Source organism: Rhodanobacter fulvus Jip2 (assembly GCF_000264315.1).
In the GTDB taxonomy this organism is placed as follows: Bacteria; Pseudomonadota; Gammaproteobacteria; order Xanthomonadales; family Rhodanobacteraceae; genus Rhodanobacter; species Rhodanobacter fulvus.
Map to the genome: position 1 here is coordinate 37,256 of NZ_AJXU01000044.1, position 14,190 is coordinate 51,445.

Sequence of the window (14,190 nt, forward strand, 5' to 3'; positions counted from 1 at the left end):
GTTTGGCGCGCTGCGCATGCTAGAGTTTCGCTTCTCCCGCCTGGTACAGCGATGCGCATCGAGTTTCCCCGTTCGGCCCGCGAGGACTTCCTCTGGACGCAGCCTCAACTGCGCATCGGCAGCGCGCCCGACAACGACCTGGTGCTGGCGGCCAGCCATGCCGCGGAACATCACGTGCGGATCCAGCACGATCGTCGCGGCTGGGTGCTGCAGGTGCTTTCCGCCGCCGCGCGCATCCATGTGAACGCGCGGCCCGTGCGCGAGCGGGCATTGCTGCGCGCCGGTGATGTGGTCAGCGTGGGCGGTTGCCGCATGTTGTTGCGCGATGACGAGGACCCGGCGCGGCGCCCGGCCTTGCAGGTGTCGCAGGAAGGGCGTTGCACCGTGGCGCTGCGTGCCGTGGGTGGGCCGCTGTCGGGGCGCGTGCTGTCGTTGCGCGACAGTCTCGAGCTGGGCTCGCAGAGCCGCCTGCCGCTCGACCTGCCGCAAGGCGAGCAGGCCTCGCTGCGCATTTTCTGGCACGACGGCGAACTGATGCTGGAGGCCGGCCAGGCTTCGGCCAGTTACCCCTTGCGCGTCAACGGGGTAGTGACCGGGCGGGTGGCACTGCAGCCGGGCGACCAGGTCGGCGTGGCCTCGCATCGCTTCGTGGTGGATGCGCCCGGCATGATGCCCGAGGCGCCCATGCCCGAGTTGTATCTGCCGGCGGCGCCCGAAAGCGTGGCAGGCCCGCGCGGTGAAGTCTGGTGGCTCATCGTGACCGCAGCCGTGCTGGCGCTGGGTATCGCGATGGTGTTGCTGATCCGTTTCTGAAGCGTGCCGGCGACATCAGGGCGCTTGACCGGCGGTTGTTGCGCTGCGCCATAATACTTGACCTACCTAGGGAGCCATCGCAGTGAGCAGAATCTGGAATTTCAGCGCTGGTCCGGCGGCGTTGCCGCTGGCCGTGCTCGAACGTGCGCAGCGTGACATGCTGGACTGGAACGGCAGCGGCGCATCGGTGATGGAGCAATCCCACCGCGGCAAGCGCTTTGGCGAACTGGCTGCGCAGACCGAAGCCGACCTGCGCCAGCTGATGGCCATTCCGGATGATTACGCGGTGCTGTTCCTGCAGGGCGGCGCCACCCAGCATTTCGCCCAGATCCCGATGAATCTGGCGGCCGCTGACGGCAGCGCCGATTACCTGATCACCGGCCACTGGGGCGAAAAGGCCGCCAGTGAAGCGGCGCCGTACGTGCGGGTGAACGTGGCCGCCAGCAGCAAGGCGCAAAACTACCTGCGCATGCCGCCGCGCGAGGAATGGCAGCTCGATCCGAATGCCGCCTACGTGCACTACACCTCCAACGAAACGATCCACGGCGTGGAATACCACGACATCCCCGATGTGGGCGACGTGCCGCTGGTGGCGGACATGTCGTCCAACATCCTGTCCGAGCCCATCGATGTTTCGCGGTTCGGGCTGATCTACGCCGGCGCGCAGAAAAACATCGGCCCGGCCGGCTTCGTGGTGATGGTGATGCGCCGCGACCTGCTGCAGCGGGCCACGCGCCCGATGGCGCGGATTCTTCGCTACGCCGAGCACGCCGCCGCCGGCTCGATGCTCAACACGCCCAATACCTGGGGCTGGTACATCACCGGCCTGACCCTGCAATGGCTGAAGGAGCAGGGCGGTCTGGCGGCCATGGCCGAGCGAAATCGCGTCAAGGCCGAGACGTTGTACCGGGCCATCGATGGCTCGGGCGGCTATTACCGCAATCCGGTCGATGTGGCCGCGCGTTCGCGCATGAACGTACCTTTCACCCTGCACGACAGCACGCTCGATGCCGTTTTCCTGCAGGAATCCGAGGCGGCCGGACTGATGGCGCTCAAGGGCCACAAGGCGCTTGGCGGCATGCGCGCGTCGCTGTACAACGCGGTGCCGCCCGAGGCGGTCGAGGCGCTGACGGGCTTCATGCAGGACTTTGCCAAGCGCCACGGGTAATGGCCGGGAACGGGCTCTTCAGGCAAGATGCCCGTTCATCATTTGGACTTCTTTCCATCCAGGCGGCTGAACCATGAGCGACCCCAAGATCTCGCTGAGTGACATGCGCGAGCGCATCGACAGCATCGACCGCCAGATCCAGGAGCTGATTTCCGAGCGTGCGCGCCGCGCGCAGGAAGTGGCACAGGTGAAGGGCGCCGGGCTTTCCGCGATCGACTACTACCGCCCCGAGCGCGAGGCGCACGTGCTGCGCATGGTGGTCGACCGCAACGACGGCCCGTTGCCCGATACGGAAATGGTGCGGCTATTCCGCGAAATCATGTCGTCCTGCCTGGCGCAGGAAGACCCCCTGAAGATCGGCTACCTCGGCCCCGAGGGCACCTTCAGCGAACAGGCCGTGCGCAAGCATTTCGGCCATGCCGCCTACAGCCTGCCGCTGGGCAGCATCGAGGAAGTGTTCCAGGAAGTGGCCGCCGGCAATGCCGATTTCGGCGTGGTGCCGGTGGAAAATTCCGGACAGGGCATGATCCAGATAACGCTGGATCTGTTCCTCACCTCCGAGGCGATCATCTGCGGCGAGGTGGAGCTGCGCGTGCATCAGTGCCTGCATTCGCAGAACGGCCGGCTGGAAGACGTCAAGCGCGTCTATGCCCACGCGCAATCGCTGCAGCAGTGCAAGAGCTGGCTGCGGCTGAACCTGCCTACCGCGGAATGCATCGCCGTCAGCAGCAATGCCGAGGCCGCGCGGCTGGCGCGTCATGCCGACGACGTGGCCGCCATCGCCGGCGAAACCGCCGGGCGCGTGTACGGCCTGAAAACCGTGGCCGAGGCGATCGAGGATCGCGCCGACAACACCACCCGCTTCCTGGTCATCGGTCGCTCGCTGTTCCCGCCGTCGGGCAATGACCGCACCTCGCTGCTGGTCACCGTCAACGACAAGCCCGGCGCGCTGTACGACGTGCTCAGCCCGCTGGCCAGGCACAAGGTCAGCATGAACCGCATCGAGTCCCGGCCGGCGCATACCGGCAAGTGGCAATACGCCTTCTTCATCGACATCTCCGGCCACATTTCCGACGAGGGCGTGCAGGCGGCGGTGAAGGAGATCGACGGCAACGCCGGCACCGTGCGTGTGCTCGGTTCCTACCCGGTGGCATTGCCTTGAACGCAGGAGAGGGTGGAGTGAATTCATTTGACTGGGTCAGTGGCCAGGGCCAGCCATTGCACGGCAGCGTGCGTATTCCCGGTGACAAGTCGATTTCCCATCGTTCGTTGATGCTGTCTGCGCTGGCTGACGGCACGTCGCGCATCCGCGGCTTTCTCGAAGGTGAGGACACCCGCGCCACGGCGGCGGTCCTGTCGCAGCTCGGGGTGAAGATTGAAACACCCGCCGATGGCGAGCGTCTGGTGCACGGCGTGGGCCTGCACGGTTTGCGCGCCGCGGCGGAACCGCTCGATTGCGGCAACGCCGGCACCGGCATGCGCCTGCTGGCGGGTTTGCTGGCGGGGCAGGCGTTCGACAGCACATTGATCGGCGATGCCTCGCTGTCGAAGCGCCCCATGCGACGGGTCACCGATCCGCTGGGCCAGATGGGCGCGCGCATCGATACGCAGGAAGGTCTGCCGCCACTGCATATCCATGGCGTGCAGCCATTGCATGGCATTCGCTACGCGTTGCCGGTGGCCAGCGCCCAGGTGAAGTCAGCCCTGCTGCTGGCCGGGCTGTACGCGGCCGGCAGCACCGAGATCATCGAGCCACATCCCACCCGCGATTACACCGAGCGGATGCTGGCGGCGTTCGGCTGGCCGATCACGTTTTCACCGGGCAGCGCGAAGCTCGATGGCGGCCATGCCTTGCGCGCCACCGATGTCGACGTGCCGGCGGATTTTTCCTCGGCGGCGTTCTTCCTGGTGGCTGCCAGCATCGTGCCCGGCTCCGAGTTGCGCCTGCCCGCGGTGGGTCTCAACCCGCGCCGTACCGGTCTGCTGCAGGCGTTGCGGTTGATGGGCGCGGATATCCAGGTTGAAAACCCCCGCGAAAGCGGTGGCGAGCCGGTGGGTGATCTGCTGGTGCGCCACGCGCCGCTGCACGGCATCGAACTGCCCGAGGCGCTGGTGCCGGACATGATCGATGAGTTCCCGATCCTGTTCATCGCTGCCGCGGTGGCCAGCGGCCGCACCGTGGTGCGCGGCGCCGCCGAGCTGCGGGTGAAGGAATCCGATCGCCTCGCCAGCATGGCCACCGGCCTGCGCGCGCTGGGCGCACGCATCGAGGAAACGCCCGATGGCGCGATCATCGACGGCGGCGCGCTGGGCGGTGGCGAGGTGCAGACCCACATGGATCACCGCATCGCCATGAGCTTCACCGTGGCCGGCCTGGTCGCCACCGCGCCGGTACGCGTGCGCGATTGCAGCCATGTTGCCACCTCGTTCCCCGGCTACCGGGAACTGGCCAACGCCTGCGGTTTCGCCATCGCATCCGTGTAGGAGCGCACCTTGTGCGCGACGGCTTTTGCGGGATTCGGGATGACCGGACATTCGTCTGTTGAAAGCCGGGATTCGGGATTCGCAAGAGAGAGCAAGAGCAAGAACATCGCGCACACGTCGCGCTCCTACCTTGTTTCCGGGGCGGCGAGGTAGGCTTGGCGCCTTGATTGCCGAGACCGCCATGCCTGATCCCTCCTTCATCGTCGCTATCCCCGCGCGCTACGGTTCCACCCGCCTGCCGGCCAAGCCGCTGCGCCCCATCGACGGTATACCGATGGTGGCGCGCGTGGCGCAGCGGGCGTTGCAGGCCGGCGCCGCGCAGGTAGTGGTGGCGGTGGATGACACGCGCATTGCCGAGGCGTTGGCCGGGCAGGGCGTGGAGGTGTGCATGACCCGCGCCGACCACGCCTCGGGCAGCGACCGCCTGGCCGAATGCGTGGCGCACTACGGCTGGCCCGACGACGCCATCGTGGTGAACCTGCAGGGCGACGAGCCGTTCGCGCCGGCCGCCGGCATCCGCGAGGTGGCACGTGCGCTGGCCGAGGACGACGCGCCGATGGCCACGTTGGCCGCGCCGATCGAGGACGCACACGAATTGTTCGACCCGAACGTGGTGAAACTGGTGCGTGGCGCCAATGGCCGTGCGTTGTACTTCAGTCGTGCGCCCTTGCCGTGGGCGCGCGATGCATTCGCGGCAAGTCGTGATGCCTTGCCCGGCGATACGCCGTTCCTGCGCCATATCGGCATTTACGCCTACCGCGCCGGCTTTCTGCGCCAGTACACCCGGCTCTCGCGCACGCCGCTGGAACAGGCCGAATCGCTGGAGCAATTGCGCGTGCTGGAACACGGCCACGCCATCGCGGTGCGCCTGTCGCCCGAACCGTTCCCGCCCGGTATCGATACCGAAGCCGACCTGCGGCGTGCCGAAGCCTGGTTGCGGAGCCAGGCATGAGCACGCCACGCATCCTGTTCGTCTGCCTCGGCAATATCTGCCGCTCGCCGCTGGTGGAAAGCGTGGCCCGCAAGCGCTGCGCCGAGGCCGGGTTGTCGGTGGCGCTGGCCTCGTGCGGCACGGGTGACTGGCATGTCGGCAAGGGCGCCGACCCGCGCATGCGCGCGGCCGCCCGCGCGGCGGGGTTCGATCTCGAAAGCCACCGCGCACGGCAATTGCAGGCGGCGGATTTCGATCGCCACGACTGGTTGCTGGCGATGGACAGCGACAACCTGACCGAACTGAACCGTCTGGCACGACCTGGCGCCGCCGGGCAGGCTGCGTTGTTCCTGCCGTGGGCCGGGGTGACGTCGGTGCAGGATTTCCCCGACCCCTATTACGGCGAAGCCGAGGGCTTTCGGCAGTGCGTGGATCTGGCCGAACGCGGCGTTGCCGGGTTGATCGAGCGCCTGCGTCAGTGCTGAACCGCACGTTGCCGCGGCGCGGCGTACCTGGCCAGAACGGCTAGAATCAGCACATGCAGTCACCATCGTCGCCGGCCTTCGACGGCAAGGCCTTCGTCCACACGCTTACCGGTTCGCCTGGCGTCTACCGCTACTTCAACGCGGCGGACGAGCTGCTCTATGTCGGCAAGGCCAGCAACCTCAAGAAGCGGGTGGGCAGCTATTTCCTGAAGCCGCGAATGGAGCCGCGCATCGCCGCGATGGTGGCGCAGATCGCCCGCGTGCAGATCACCGTCACCCGCACCGAGGGCGAGGCGCTGCTGCTGGAATCGCAGCTGATCAAGTCGCTGAAGCCGCGCTACAACATCCTGCTGCGCGACGACAAAAGCTACCCGTACATCTACTTGTCCAGCGGTGAGGACTATCCGCGGCTGGCATTCCATCGTGGTGCGCGCAATCTGCCGGGGCGTTATTTCGGGCCGTATCCCAGCACTTGGGCGGTGCGCGAAAGCCTCAGCCTGATGCAGAAGCTGTTCAAGGTGCGCCAGTGCGAGGACAGCTATTTCCGCAACCGCTCGCGGCCTTGCCTGCTGCACCAGATCGGTCGCTGCAGCGCGCCCTGCGTCGGCCTGATCAGCGTGACCGATTACGCGCAGGACGTGCGCCACGCCGAGATGTTTCTGGAAGGCCGCAGCAGCGCGGTGATCGACGAACTGGCCGAGGCGATGGAGCAGGCCAGCAAGGCCTTGAATTTCGAGCGCGCCGCCAAGCTGCGCGACCAGGTCGCCACCTTGCGCCAGTTGCAGGCGCAGCATCACGTGCAGGGCGCCAGCGCCGACATGGACGTGCTCGCCTGCTGCATCGAGGCGGGCATGGCTTGCGTCAGCGTGCTGTTTTTCCGCAACGGCATCAGCCTTGGCACCCGCGATTTCTTCCCGCGCCTGCCGCTGGATGCCGAGCCCGCCGACGTGCTCACCCAGTTCATCGCGCAGTACTACCTCGACCGGCCGGTACCGCGCGAACTGGTGCTGGGCGAGAGCCTGGCCGACCAGCAGATCCTGGGCGACATGCTGGCACAGCACTCGGGCCACCCGGTGGAGTTGAAAACCAGCGTGCGCGGCGAGCGGGCGCGCTTCCTGCAGATGGCCGAGCGCAACGCGCAGGCCTCGCTGACCGGCCGCCTGGCCAGCAGACAGACGCTGGGTACGCGCTTCGACGACCTGCAGAAAGTACTGGGCCTGGACGAGCCGCCGCGGCGCATCGAATGCTTCGACATCAGCCACACGATGGGCGAGGCCACCGTGGCCTCGTGCGTGGTGTTCGGCCCCGAAGGCCCGGAGAAATCCCACTACCGGCGCTTCAATATCGCCGGCATCACGCCGGGTGACGACTACGCGGCGATGCACCAGGCGCTCACCCGTCGCTTCCGCAAGCTGGCCGAAGGCGAGGGCGCGCGACCGGACATCCTGCTGATCGACGGCGGCGCCGGCCAGGTGGCGCAGGCACTGGCCGTGCTGGACGACCTGGGCGTCAGCGGCATCGTGGTGGTCGGCGTGGCAAAGGGTCCGGGCCGTCGAGCCGGCGAGGAAACCCTGGTGCTGGCGCGCGACGATCGCACCCTCGGCGGTGAACTGCATCCCGGTTCCTCATCGCCCGCGCTGCATCTGGTGGCGGCGGTGCGCGACGAGGCCCACCGGTTTGCCATCAGCGGCCACCGCAAGCGACGCGAGAAGGCGCGCGAGCGCAGTGTGCTGGAAGATGTGCCGGGCATTGGCGCACGCCGCCGCTCGGCGTTGCTGAAGACGTTCGGCGGCATGCAGGGCGTGGAGGCAGCCGGTGTCGAGGAGCTGATGCAGGTGAAAGGCATCGATCGCGGCCTGGCCGAACGCATCTACGCCATGTTGCACGGCTGAACACGGCCGCAGTTTTCACTCACCGACTGCGTGCGTGCGTGAGACACTGTGACAAATCACTGGATCGAATCATGCGCATCAACCTGCCGACCTGGCTGACCTTGTTCCGCGTTGCACTGCTGCCGGTCATGGTCGTGGTGTTCTACCTGCCTTTCCCCGGCCACAACGCCACCGCCGCGGTGGTGTTTTTGCTGGCCGCGTTCACCGACTGGCTGGACGGCTACCTGGCGCGGCGCATGAACCTCACCTCCGCCTTCGGCGCGTTCCTGGATCCGGTGGCGGACAAATTGATGGTGGCGGTGACGCTGTTCCTGCTGGTGGAATCGCACCGCGGCGGCTGGCCCGGGATCCTGATGGCGGTGACCGCGGCGATCATCGTGGGGCGCGAGATCAGCGTGTCGGCGCTGCGCGAATGGATGGCCGAAATCGGCATGCGCGCCACGGTCAAGGTAGCCTTCATCGGCAAGTTGAAGACCGTCATGCAGATGGTGGCGCTGGTGGTGCTGATCGTGCAGCACGAGAAAGCCGCCGAGGCGCTGCGGCTGTACCACATCGGCGAGGCGCTGCTGGTGATCGCCGGCGTACTCACCATCTGGTCGGGCCTGCATTACCTGCGTGCGGCGTGGCCGATCCTCAGTGCCGACACCCCATCAGCGGCGAAAAGCAAAAACGCTTGACGCTCCGGATTCACGTATTAGAATGCGCGGCTCCAATGCGGGAATAGCTCAGTTGGTAGAGCACGACCTTGCCAAGGTCGGGGTCGCGAGTTCGAGTCTCGTTTCCCGCTCCAGATATACAGCCAGGGCCCCGACATGTTCGGGGCCTTGTCGTTTGTACGGAAGGCTGAATGTCGCATCGCGATGTGCGTTCGACTGTTCACAAGGGTTTCCGTTCTGCTATCATTCGCGGCTCAGATGCGGGAATAGCTCAGTTGGTAGAGCACGACCTTGCCAAGGTCGGGGTCGCGAGTTCGAGTCTCGTTTCCCGCTCCAGTTTTGCAAAGCCTCGGTTCACCGGGGTTTTGTTTTAAGGAAGCATTGCGCAACGGCCAGGTGGCAGAGTGGTCATGCAGCGGACTGCAAATCCGCGTACGCCGGTTCGATTCCGACCTTGGCCTCCATTGCGCAGCACGTTGCACGCCCAGCTTGAACCCGCCGATGGCGGGTTTTTTGTTGCCGCGGCTGCGCTCCGTGTGCCATGGATCGCGGACTTCGCATGCTACGATTCGCGCCGCCGGCTGCGCGCCCGGCACGTCCGAACATCCGCGCCCGGGTGGCGAAACTGGTAGACGCAAGGGACTTAAAATCCCTCCGCCGCAAGGCGATGCGGGTTCGATCCCCGCCCCGGGCACCAGCGTCCTGAACGGCACCAGCGATGGGTTGCGATTTGCATTGATGCCACGCGCGGCGACCCCATATACTTGTCTGGTCATATCGTTTTCCCCGGGGGTGTCCTGGCTTCGACGGGGGTAGTGAGATGACTTGGTGCATGCCGAGGGGGCAGCTTTCCTCGTAAATCCAGCAGCAAACTCATAGTTGCCAACGACGACAACTACGCTCTCGCCGCTTAAGGCGTAAGCCCCGAACCCACTTGTGCTCATGCTTGTCGGTGTAGGGTCATTATCATGAGATCGCCGAACGCTGCCGCCTGGCGGTTCTAGGCTAAATCAATCAGGCTGGTTTCGCGGTGCGCTTTGCCCACCGTGCTTGTCGCGAAACGAGATCGAACGGTGAGCTAAGCATGTAGATCTGGGCATTAAACATCCTCGGACGCGGGTTCGACTCCCGCCACCTCCACCAATACAAGCGACACGAAAAAGCCGGAATCCCCAAGGGAATCCGGCTTTTTTTGTGCGACGTGGCACCGCTCGCTGCGCGTTGGCTCACGGAGCCTGCGTGACCTGCGACCGTTTCAACAACACGGCCAGGATCGGCGGCGTGACCATGGCGGTGAGCAGCGACATGGCCACGATCAGCGCGTAGATGCGGTTGTCGAAGACGCCAGCGGCGAGGCCCAGGCTGGCCACCACGATGCCCACTTCGCCGCGCGGCACCATGCCGAAACCGATGATGGTGGCGCTGCGCGCGCCCAGCGGCAGCGAGCCCAGCCAGCCACCGATGAACTTGGAAATCACCGCGATGACGGTGACCACGGCCAGCATCCACAGCGCGTCGGCGCTGGCCAGTTCATGCAGGTCGATCTTGCTGCCGGTGACCACGAAGAAGAATGGCGTGAGCAGGGCCAGCAATGGTTTCACCTGTTGTTCCAGGGTGTGCTGCTGGCGGGTTTCCGAGGCGATCATGCCGGCCAGGAAGGCGCCGATGATGGCGGCCAAACCGAACATGGTGGACAGGCAGGCCAGCCCCAGGCACAGCGCCAGCACGATCATCAGCGGCGAATGCGGGCCCAGCGGCGTGTCCAGCCAGCGCGAGTTCCAGCGCATCACGCGGGCGCCGCCCCAGCCGATCACCACGATGAAGCCCACGGCGCCGGCCAGCACCAGCAACAGGTGTGAGGCGTCGAACGAACCGCCGCCCTGCAGCGACACCACCACGCCCAGCAGCAGCATGGCGAGGATGTCGTCGATCACCGCGGCGCCCAGGATCACCTTGCTTTCCACCCGCTGCAGCGCGCCCAGCTCCTGCAGCACGCGGGCGGTGATGCCGGCGGAGGTGGCCACGAAGGCGGCCGCCACGAATAGCGAGCGGCCCCAGTCGAAACCGTTGCCGTGCGCCCAGACACTGCCCATCGCGAACGGCACGATGACCCCGATGACGCCCACCGCGAAGGCGATCTTGCCGACCTTTTTCAGATCCTCCAGCCGCGTCTCCAGGCCCACGGCAAACAGCAGCAGAATCACGCCGACCTCGGCCAGCACATCCAGCGGCGTGCCCGGGAGTATCTGCGCCGGGGTGATCCAACCCAGCAATGACGGGCCGATGGCGCAGCCGGCGGCGATCTCGCCCACTACGCCGGGAAGTTTCAGTCGCTGCGCGATTTCGCCGCCGATTTGCGCGGCGACGAAAACGATGAACAGGGTGAACAGGATGTCGCTGGCGTGGTGCATGCGGCGCGCGTCCGGGGCGTGGCGGAAAGAGGACATGCTACATGCGCGAGGTGATGCCGAGGCGGTCGCCACCCGATGCGGCATGTTCCAAAGCCGGAAACACTACCTGACGATTCGGCGACAACTTCCGCGTACGAAGCGGTGAAAGCCGACGGATCATCCGCTGCCGGCGGCTAGGCGACGCGCGATACCTGCCATGACAGCTTGCTTTTCGCGGGCGTCCTGCGCAGAGTTGGAGGCTGTGAGGTGAAAGAGCGTTGCAGCAGATCGCCATCGAGCGATTTTTGACGCGTCCCACCTTGTTTCACCCGCCGACCGTGACTACATAGGTCATGACGGCCATACAATGACCACACGCGCCGGGGCGGTTTCGTTCCGGCGTGTGCTTTTGTGCGGCAACGCCGCCTGCACCAGGAAGAGCCATGAGCACCAAGCCACCGATTACTGTCTCCCGCATCGACATGGAACGCATCGAAGCGTTGCTGGAACGGCTGCCCGCCGCCGAAGCGGCCCGTTGTGCCGCGCTGATCTCCGAGCTGGATCGCGCCGACGTGGTCGAGCCTACCGCCATGCCCGCCGACACGGTGACGATGAATTCCACCGTCAGTTTCGAAGACGAGCACAATGGCGAGAAGCTCACCCTGACTCTGGTGTACCCCAATGCCGCCGGCGCGCCGGGCACCATCTCCATCCTGGCGCCGGTGGGCAGTGCGCTGCTCGGCTTGTCGCTTGGGCAGCATATCGACTGGCCCACGCCGGATGGCCATCAGCGTCGGCTGCGCGTGCTGGGTATCGACTACCAGCCCGAGGCGTCCGGCCATTTCCACCGCTGAGCATGTCGTTGCCGGGTCGCCGTCGAAACGGCGACTCGGCGGGTTCACGCGGGCTCGCTAAAATGCGCGGGACATGGAGACGCGCATGACCGAACCCTTGCCCCCACCTGAAGCCATCGCACGCGCCGCCACCTTGCGGGCGGCGATCGAGCAGGCCAATTACCGCTACCACGTCCTCGACGACCCGGACATCACCGACGCCGACTACGACCGGTTGATGCGGGAACTGGAAGCGCTGGAAACCGCACATCCCGCGCTGGCCTCCACCAGCTCGCCCACGCGCACCGTGGGCGCACGGGCGCACGGCGGTTTTGCCGAAGTGCGCCACGCCATCCCGATGCTGTCGCTGGGCAATGCGTTCGAACAGGCCGGCGATACCGAACGCGAACGCTTCCGCGAGATCGCCGAATTCGAGCGGCGCATCGAACAGACGCTGGATCGCCGCGTACCGGTGTTCTCGGTCGAGCCCAAGCTGGACGGCCTGGCCATCAGCCTGCGTTACGAGCAGGGCGTGTTCGTGCAGGGCGCCACCCGCGGCGACGGCGAAACCGGCGAGGACGTGACCGCGAACCTGCGCACGGTGCGGGCGATTCCGCTGAAAATGCGCGGCGAGGGCTGGCCCGACGTGCTCGAAGTGCGCGGCGAAGTGATCATGCTGCGCAAGGATTTCGAGGCCTTCAACGACTACGCCCGCAAGCATGACGAAAAGCCGCTGGCCAACCCGCGCAACGGCGCCGCCGGATCGCTGCGCCAGCTCGATCCGGCGATCACCGCGAAGCGGCGGTTGAGTTTCTTTGCCTATGCCATCGGCGTGGTCGAGGGCGGCGAGTTGCCGCCCACTCATTCGGCCACACTGCGGCAGCTGCGCGAGTGGGGTTTCCCGGTGTCGCCCGAGGTGGCTACGGCGCGCGGCTTCGATGGCCTGATCGCCTATTTCCAGCGCATCGGTGCCAGGCGTGACACCTTGCCGTACGACATCGACGGCGTGGTCTACAAGCTGGACGACTACGCCGGCCAGCGCGAGATGGGCTTCGTGTCGCGCGCGCCGCGCTGGGCCATCGCGCACAAATTCCCCGCGCAGGAACAGACCACCACGGTCGAGGCGATCGAGATCCAGATTGGCCGCACCGGCGCGGCCACACCAGTGGCGCGGCTGGCCGCGGTGCAGGTGGCCGGCGTCACCGTCACCAATGCCACGCTGCACAACGCCGACCAGATCGCGCGACTCGACGTGCGCGTGGGCGACACGGTGATCGTGCGCCGCGCGGGCGACGTGATTCCCGAGGTGGTGCGCGTCATCGCGGATCAGCGGCCGCCCCACACCGTGCCCTGGACCATGCCGGCGCATTGCCCGGTGTGCGGTTCCGCGCTGATGCGCGAAGAGGGCGCCGCGGCCTGGCGTTGCTCGGGCGGACTGGTGTGCGCCGCCCAGCGCAAGGAGGCGTTGATCCACTTCGCCTCGCGCCGCGCGATGGACATCGAAGGCCTGGGCCAGCGCTTCGCCGAGGCGCTGGTGGAGCTGGATATCGTGCACACGCCGGCCGACCTGTACGCGCTCACCGTCGAGCGCTTCGTGGCGATGAAACAGGCCATCGACGAAAGGGATGGCACCACGCCGGAGACAGTCAAGGCCGGCAAGGTGGCGACCCGCTGGGCCGAGAATCTGGTGGCCGGCATTGAGGCCAGCAAGCAGACCACCCTGGCGCGCTTCCTGTTCGCGCTGGGCATCATGCACATCGGCGAAAGCACCGCCCGGACGCTGGCCAGCTGGCTGGGCCGGCTGGAATTCGTGCGCAGCATGCCGGCCAGCGTGCTGCGCGTGCTGCCGGACGTGGGCGACGAAGTGGCGGCATCGATCGCCGGCTTCTTTGCGCAGGAGGGCAACCAGCAGGTGGTCGACGCGCTGCTGGCTGCCGGCATCGTGTTCAGCGACGAAACGGCGCCGTCGCCGCTGCTGCGCGAGCGCGTGGACCTGGGCGTGCTGCTGGGCCAGGCCGGGGTCAGCAAGCTCGGCCCCAAGAGCTGCCGCGTGCTGGTCGAACACTTTCCCACGCTGGATCGGCTGGTGGCCGGCGGCCCGGCGCACTGGTCCACCGCCGGCTTGCCGCAAGCCGCCGCGGCAGGCCTGGCCGAGCATCTCGCCGATCCGTCCGCCATGGCGAACCTGCGCGAAGCCGAGGCGGCCATGCAGCGCCTGCTGGGCGCGATTCCCGCCACGGCGGAGGTGGCACGTGCACCGCTGGATGGCCAGACCTTCGTGCTCACCGGCACGTTGGCCACGCTCACCCGCGAGGATGCCAAGGCCCGACTGGAGGCGCTGGGCGCCAAGGTATCGGGCTCGGTGTCGAAGAAGACCAGCGTGGTGGTGGCTGGCGAAGCGGCCGGGTCGAAACTGGACAAGGCGCAGGAGCTGGGTGTGACCGTGTGGGACGAGGCGCAGCTGCTGGCGTTGCTGGCGACGCATGAGGGATGAAGAGCGGCCCCCTCACCCCAACCCTCTCCCCCGGCGGGGGAGAT

At 66.7% G+C, this 14,190-nt stretch carries 11 protein-coding genes, 4 tRNA genes and 1 other RNA gene; 15 read left to right on the forward strand and 1 reads right to left on the reverse strand.

Annotation, left to right across the window (positions count from 1 at the left end):
* Positions 1-51: 51 nt before the first annotated feature.
* From UU9_RS11225 to ssrA, 13 genes are all read left to right on the forward strand, one after another.
* Positions 52-813 carry an FHA domain-containing protein gene (locus UU9_RS11225; RefSeq protein ID WP_007081873.1) on the forward strand — a complete coding sequence of 254 codons (762 nt, stop codon included), beginning with the start codon at positions 52-54 and terminating at the stop codon, positions 811-813.
* Between the two features lie 82 nt (positions 814-895).
* Positions 896-1,981, forward strand: a complete 1,086-nt coding sequence (gene serC / locus UU9_RS11230) for a 3-phosphoserine/phosphohydroxythreonine transaminase (RefSeq protein WP_040670857.1) — start codon at positions 896-898, stop codon at positions 1,979-1,981.
* A gap of 73 nt (positions 1,982-2,054) precedes the next feature.
* Positions 2,055-3,143, forward strand: a complete 1,089-nt coding sequence (gene pheA / locus UU9_RS11235; RefSeq protein ID WP_007081875.1) for a prephenate dehydratase — start codon at positions 2,055-2,057, stop codon at positions 3,141-3,143.
* Positions 3,144-3,160: 17 nt separating this feature from the next.
* Complete coding sequence (aroA, locus tag UU9_RS11240) at positions 3,161-4,465, forward strand: 3-phosphoshikimate 1-carboxyvinyltransferase (protein ID WP_007081876.1); 1,305 nt, start codon at positions 3,161-3,163, stop codon at positions 4,463-4,465.
* 181 nt (positions 4,466-4,646) lie between these two features.
* Entirely contained in the window at positions 4,647-5,417 is a 771-nt protein-coding gene (kdsB, locus tag UU9_RS11245) for a 3-deoxy-manno-octulosonate cytidylyltransferase (protein ID WP_040670876.1), read from the forward strand.
* Entirely contained in the window at positions 5,414-5,881 is a 468-nt protein-coding gene (locus tag UU9_RS11250; protein ID WP_007081878.1) for a low molecular weight protein-tyrosine-phosphatase, read from the forward strand. Before kdsB ends, UU9_RS11250 begins: the two co-directional genes overlap by 4 nt.
* A gap of 53 nt (positions 5,882-5,934) precedes the next feature.
* Complete coding sequence (gene uvrC, locus UU9_RS11255) at positions 5,935-7,773, forward strand: excinuclease ABC subunit UvrC (RefSeq protein WP_007081879.1); 1,839 nt, start codon at positions 5,935-5,937, stop codon at positions 7,771-7,773.
* Positions 7,774-7,844: 71 nt separating this feature from the next.
* On the forward strand, positions 7,845-8,450 hold the full coding sequence (pgsA, locus tag UU9_RS11260) for a CDP-diacylglycerol--glycerol-3-phosphate 3-phosphatidyltransferase (protein ID WP_007081880.1): 606 nt from the start codon (positions 7,845-7,847) through the stop codon (positions 8,448-8,450).
* 37 nt (positions 8,451-8,487) lie between these two features.
* Positions 8,488-8,563, forward strand: a tRNA-Gly gene (locus tag UU9_RS11265).
* Between the two features lie 126 nt (positions 8,564-8,689).
* Positions 8,690-8,765, forward strand: a tRNA-Gly gene (locus UU9_RS11270).
* Between the two features lie 54 nt (positions 8,766-8,819).
* A tRNA-Cys gene (locus tag UU9_RS11275) sits at positions 8,820-8,893 on the forward strand.
* Positions 8,894-9,039: 146 nt separating this feature from the next.
* Positions 9,040-9,126: transfer RNA gene (locus UU9_RS11280), tRNA-Leu, on the forward strand.
* Positions 9,127-9,217: 91 nt separating this feature from the next.
* Positions 9,218-9,572: a transfer-messenger RNA gene (gene ssrA / locus UU9_RS17565) on the forward strand.
* Between the two features lie 83 nt (positions 9,573-9,655).
* Here the strand turns inward: ssrA and UU9_RS11285 are convergent.
* Complete coding sequence (locus tag UU9_RS11285; RefSeq protein ID WP_007081881.1) at positions 9,656-10,840, reverse strand: cation:proton antiporter; 1,185 nt, start codon at positions 10,838-10,840, stop codon at positions 9,656-9,658.
* Between the two features lie 422 nt (positions 10,841-11,262).
* On the opposite strand from UU9_RS11285, the gene rnk reads away from it, so the two are divergent.
* Both rnk and ligA read left to right on the forward strand, forming a co-directional pair.
* Positions 11,263-11,673 carry a nucleoside diphosphate kinase regulator gene (rnk, locus tag UU9_RS11290; RefSeq protein ID WP_007081882.1) on the forward strand — a complete coding sequence of 137 codons (411 nt, stop codon included), beginning with the start codon at positions 11,263-11,265 and terminating at the stop codon, positions 11,671-11,673.
* An 85-nt stretch (positions 11,674-11,758) separates the two neighbouring features.
* Positions 11,759-14,146 carry an NAD-dependent DNA ligase LigA gene (gene ligA / locus UU9_RS11295; RefSeq protein WP_007081883.1) on the forward strand — a complete coding sequence of 796 codons (2,388 nt, stop codon included), beginning with the start codon at positions 11,759-11,761 and terminating at the stop codon, positions 14,144-14,146.
* The last annotated feature ends 44 nt before the right edge of the window (positions 14,147-14,190 follow it).

Bases quoted from the DNA above. Each gene is read 5' to 3' on its own strand.
- UU9_RS11225 (WP_007081873.1), top strand. From the start codon at position 52: ATGCGCATCGAGTTTCCCCGTTCGGCCCGCGAGGACTTCCTCTGGACG.
- pheA (WP_007081875.1), top strand. From the start codon at position 2,055: ATGAGCGACCCCAAGATCTCGCTGAGTGACATGCGCGAGCGCATCGAC.
- kdsB (WP_040670876.1), top strand. From the start codon at position 4,647: ATGCCTGATCCCTCCTTCATCGTCGCTATCCCCGCGCGCTACGGTTCC.
- UU9_RS11250 (WP_007081878.1), top strand. From the start codon at position 5,414: ATGAGCACGCCACGCATCCTGTTCGTCTGCCTCGGCAATATCTGCCGC.
- uvrC (WP_007081879.1), top strand. From the start codon at position 5,935: ATGCAGTCACCATCGTCGCCGGCCTTCGACGGCAAGGCCTTCGTCCAC.
- pgsA (WP_007081880.1), top strand. From the start codon at position 7,845: ATGCGCATCAACCTGCCGACCTGGCTGACCTTGTTCCGCGTTGCACTG.
- UU9_RS11285 (WP_007081881.1), bottom strand. From the start codon at position 10,840: ATGCACCACGCCAGCGACATCCTGTTCACCCTGTTCATCGTTTTCGTC.
- rnk (WP_007081882.1), top strand. From the start codon at position 11,263: ATGAGCACCAAGCCACCGATTACTGTCTCCCGCATCGACATGGAACGC.
- ligA (WP_007081883.1), top strand. From the start codon at position 11,759: ATGACCGAACCCTTGCCCCCACCTGAAGCCATCGCACGCGCCGCCACC.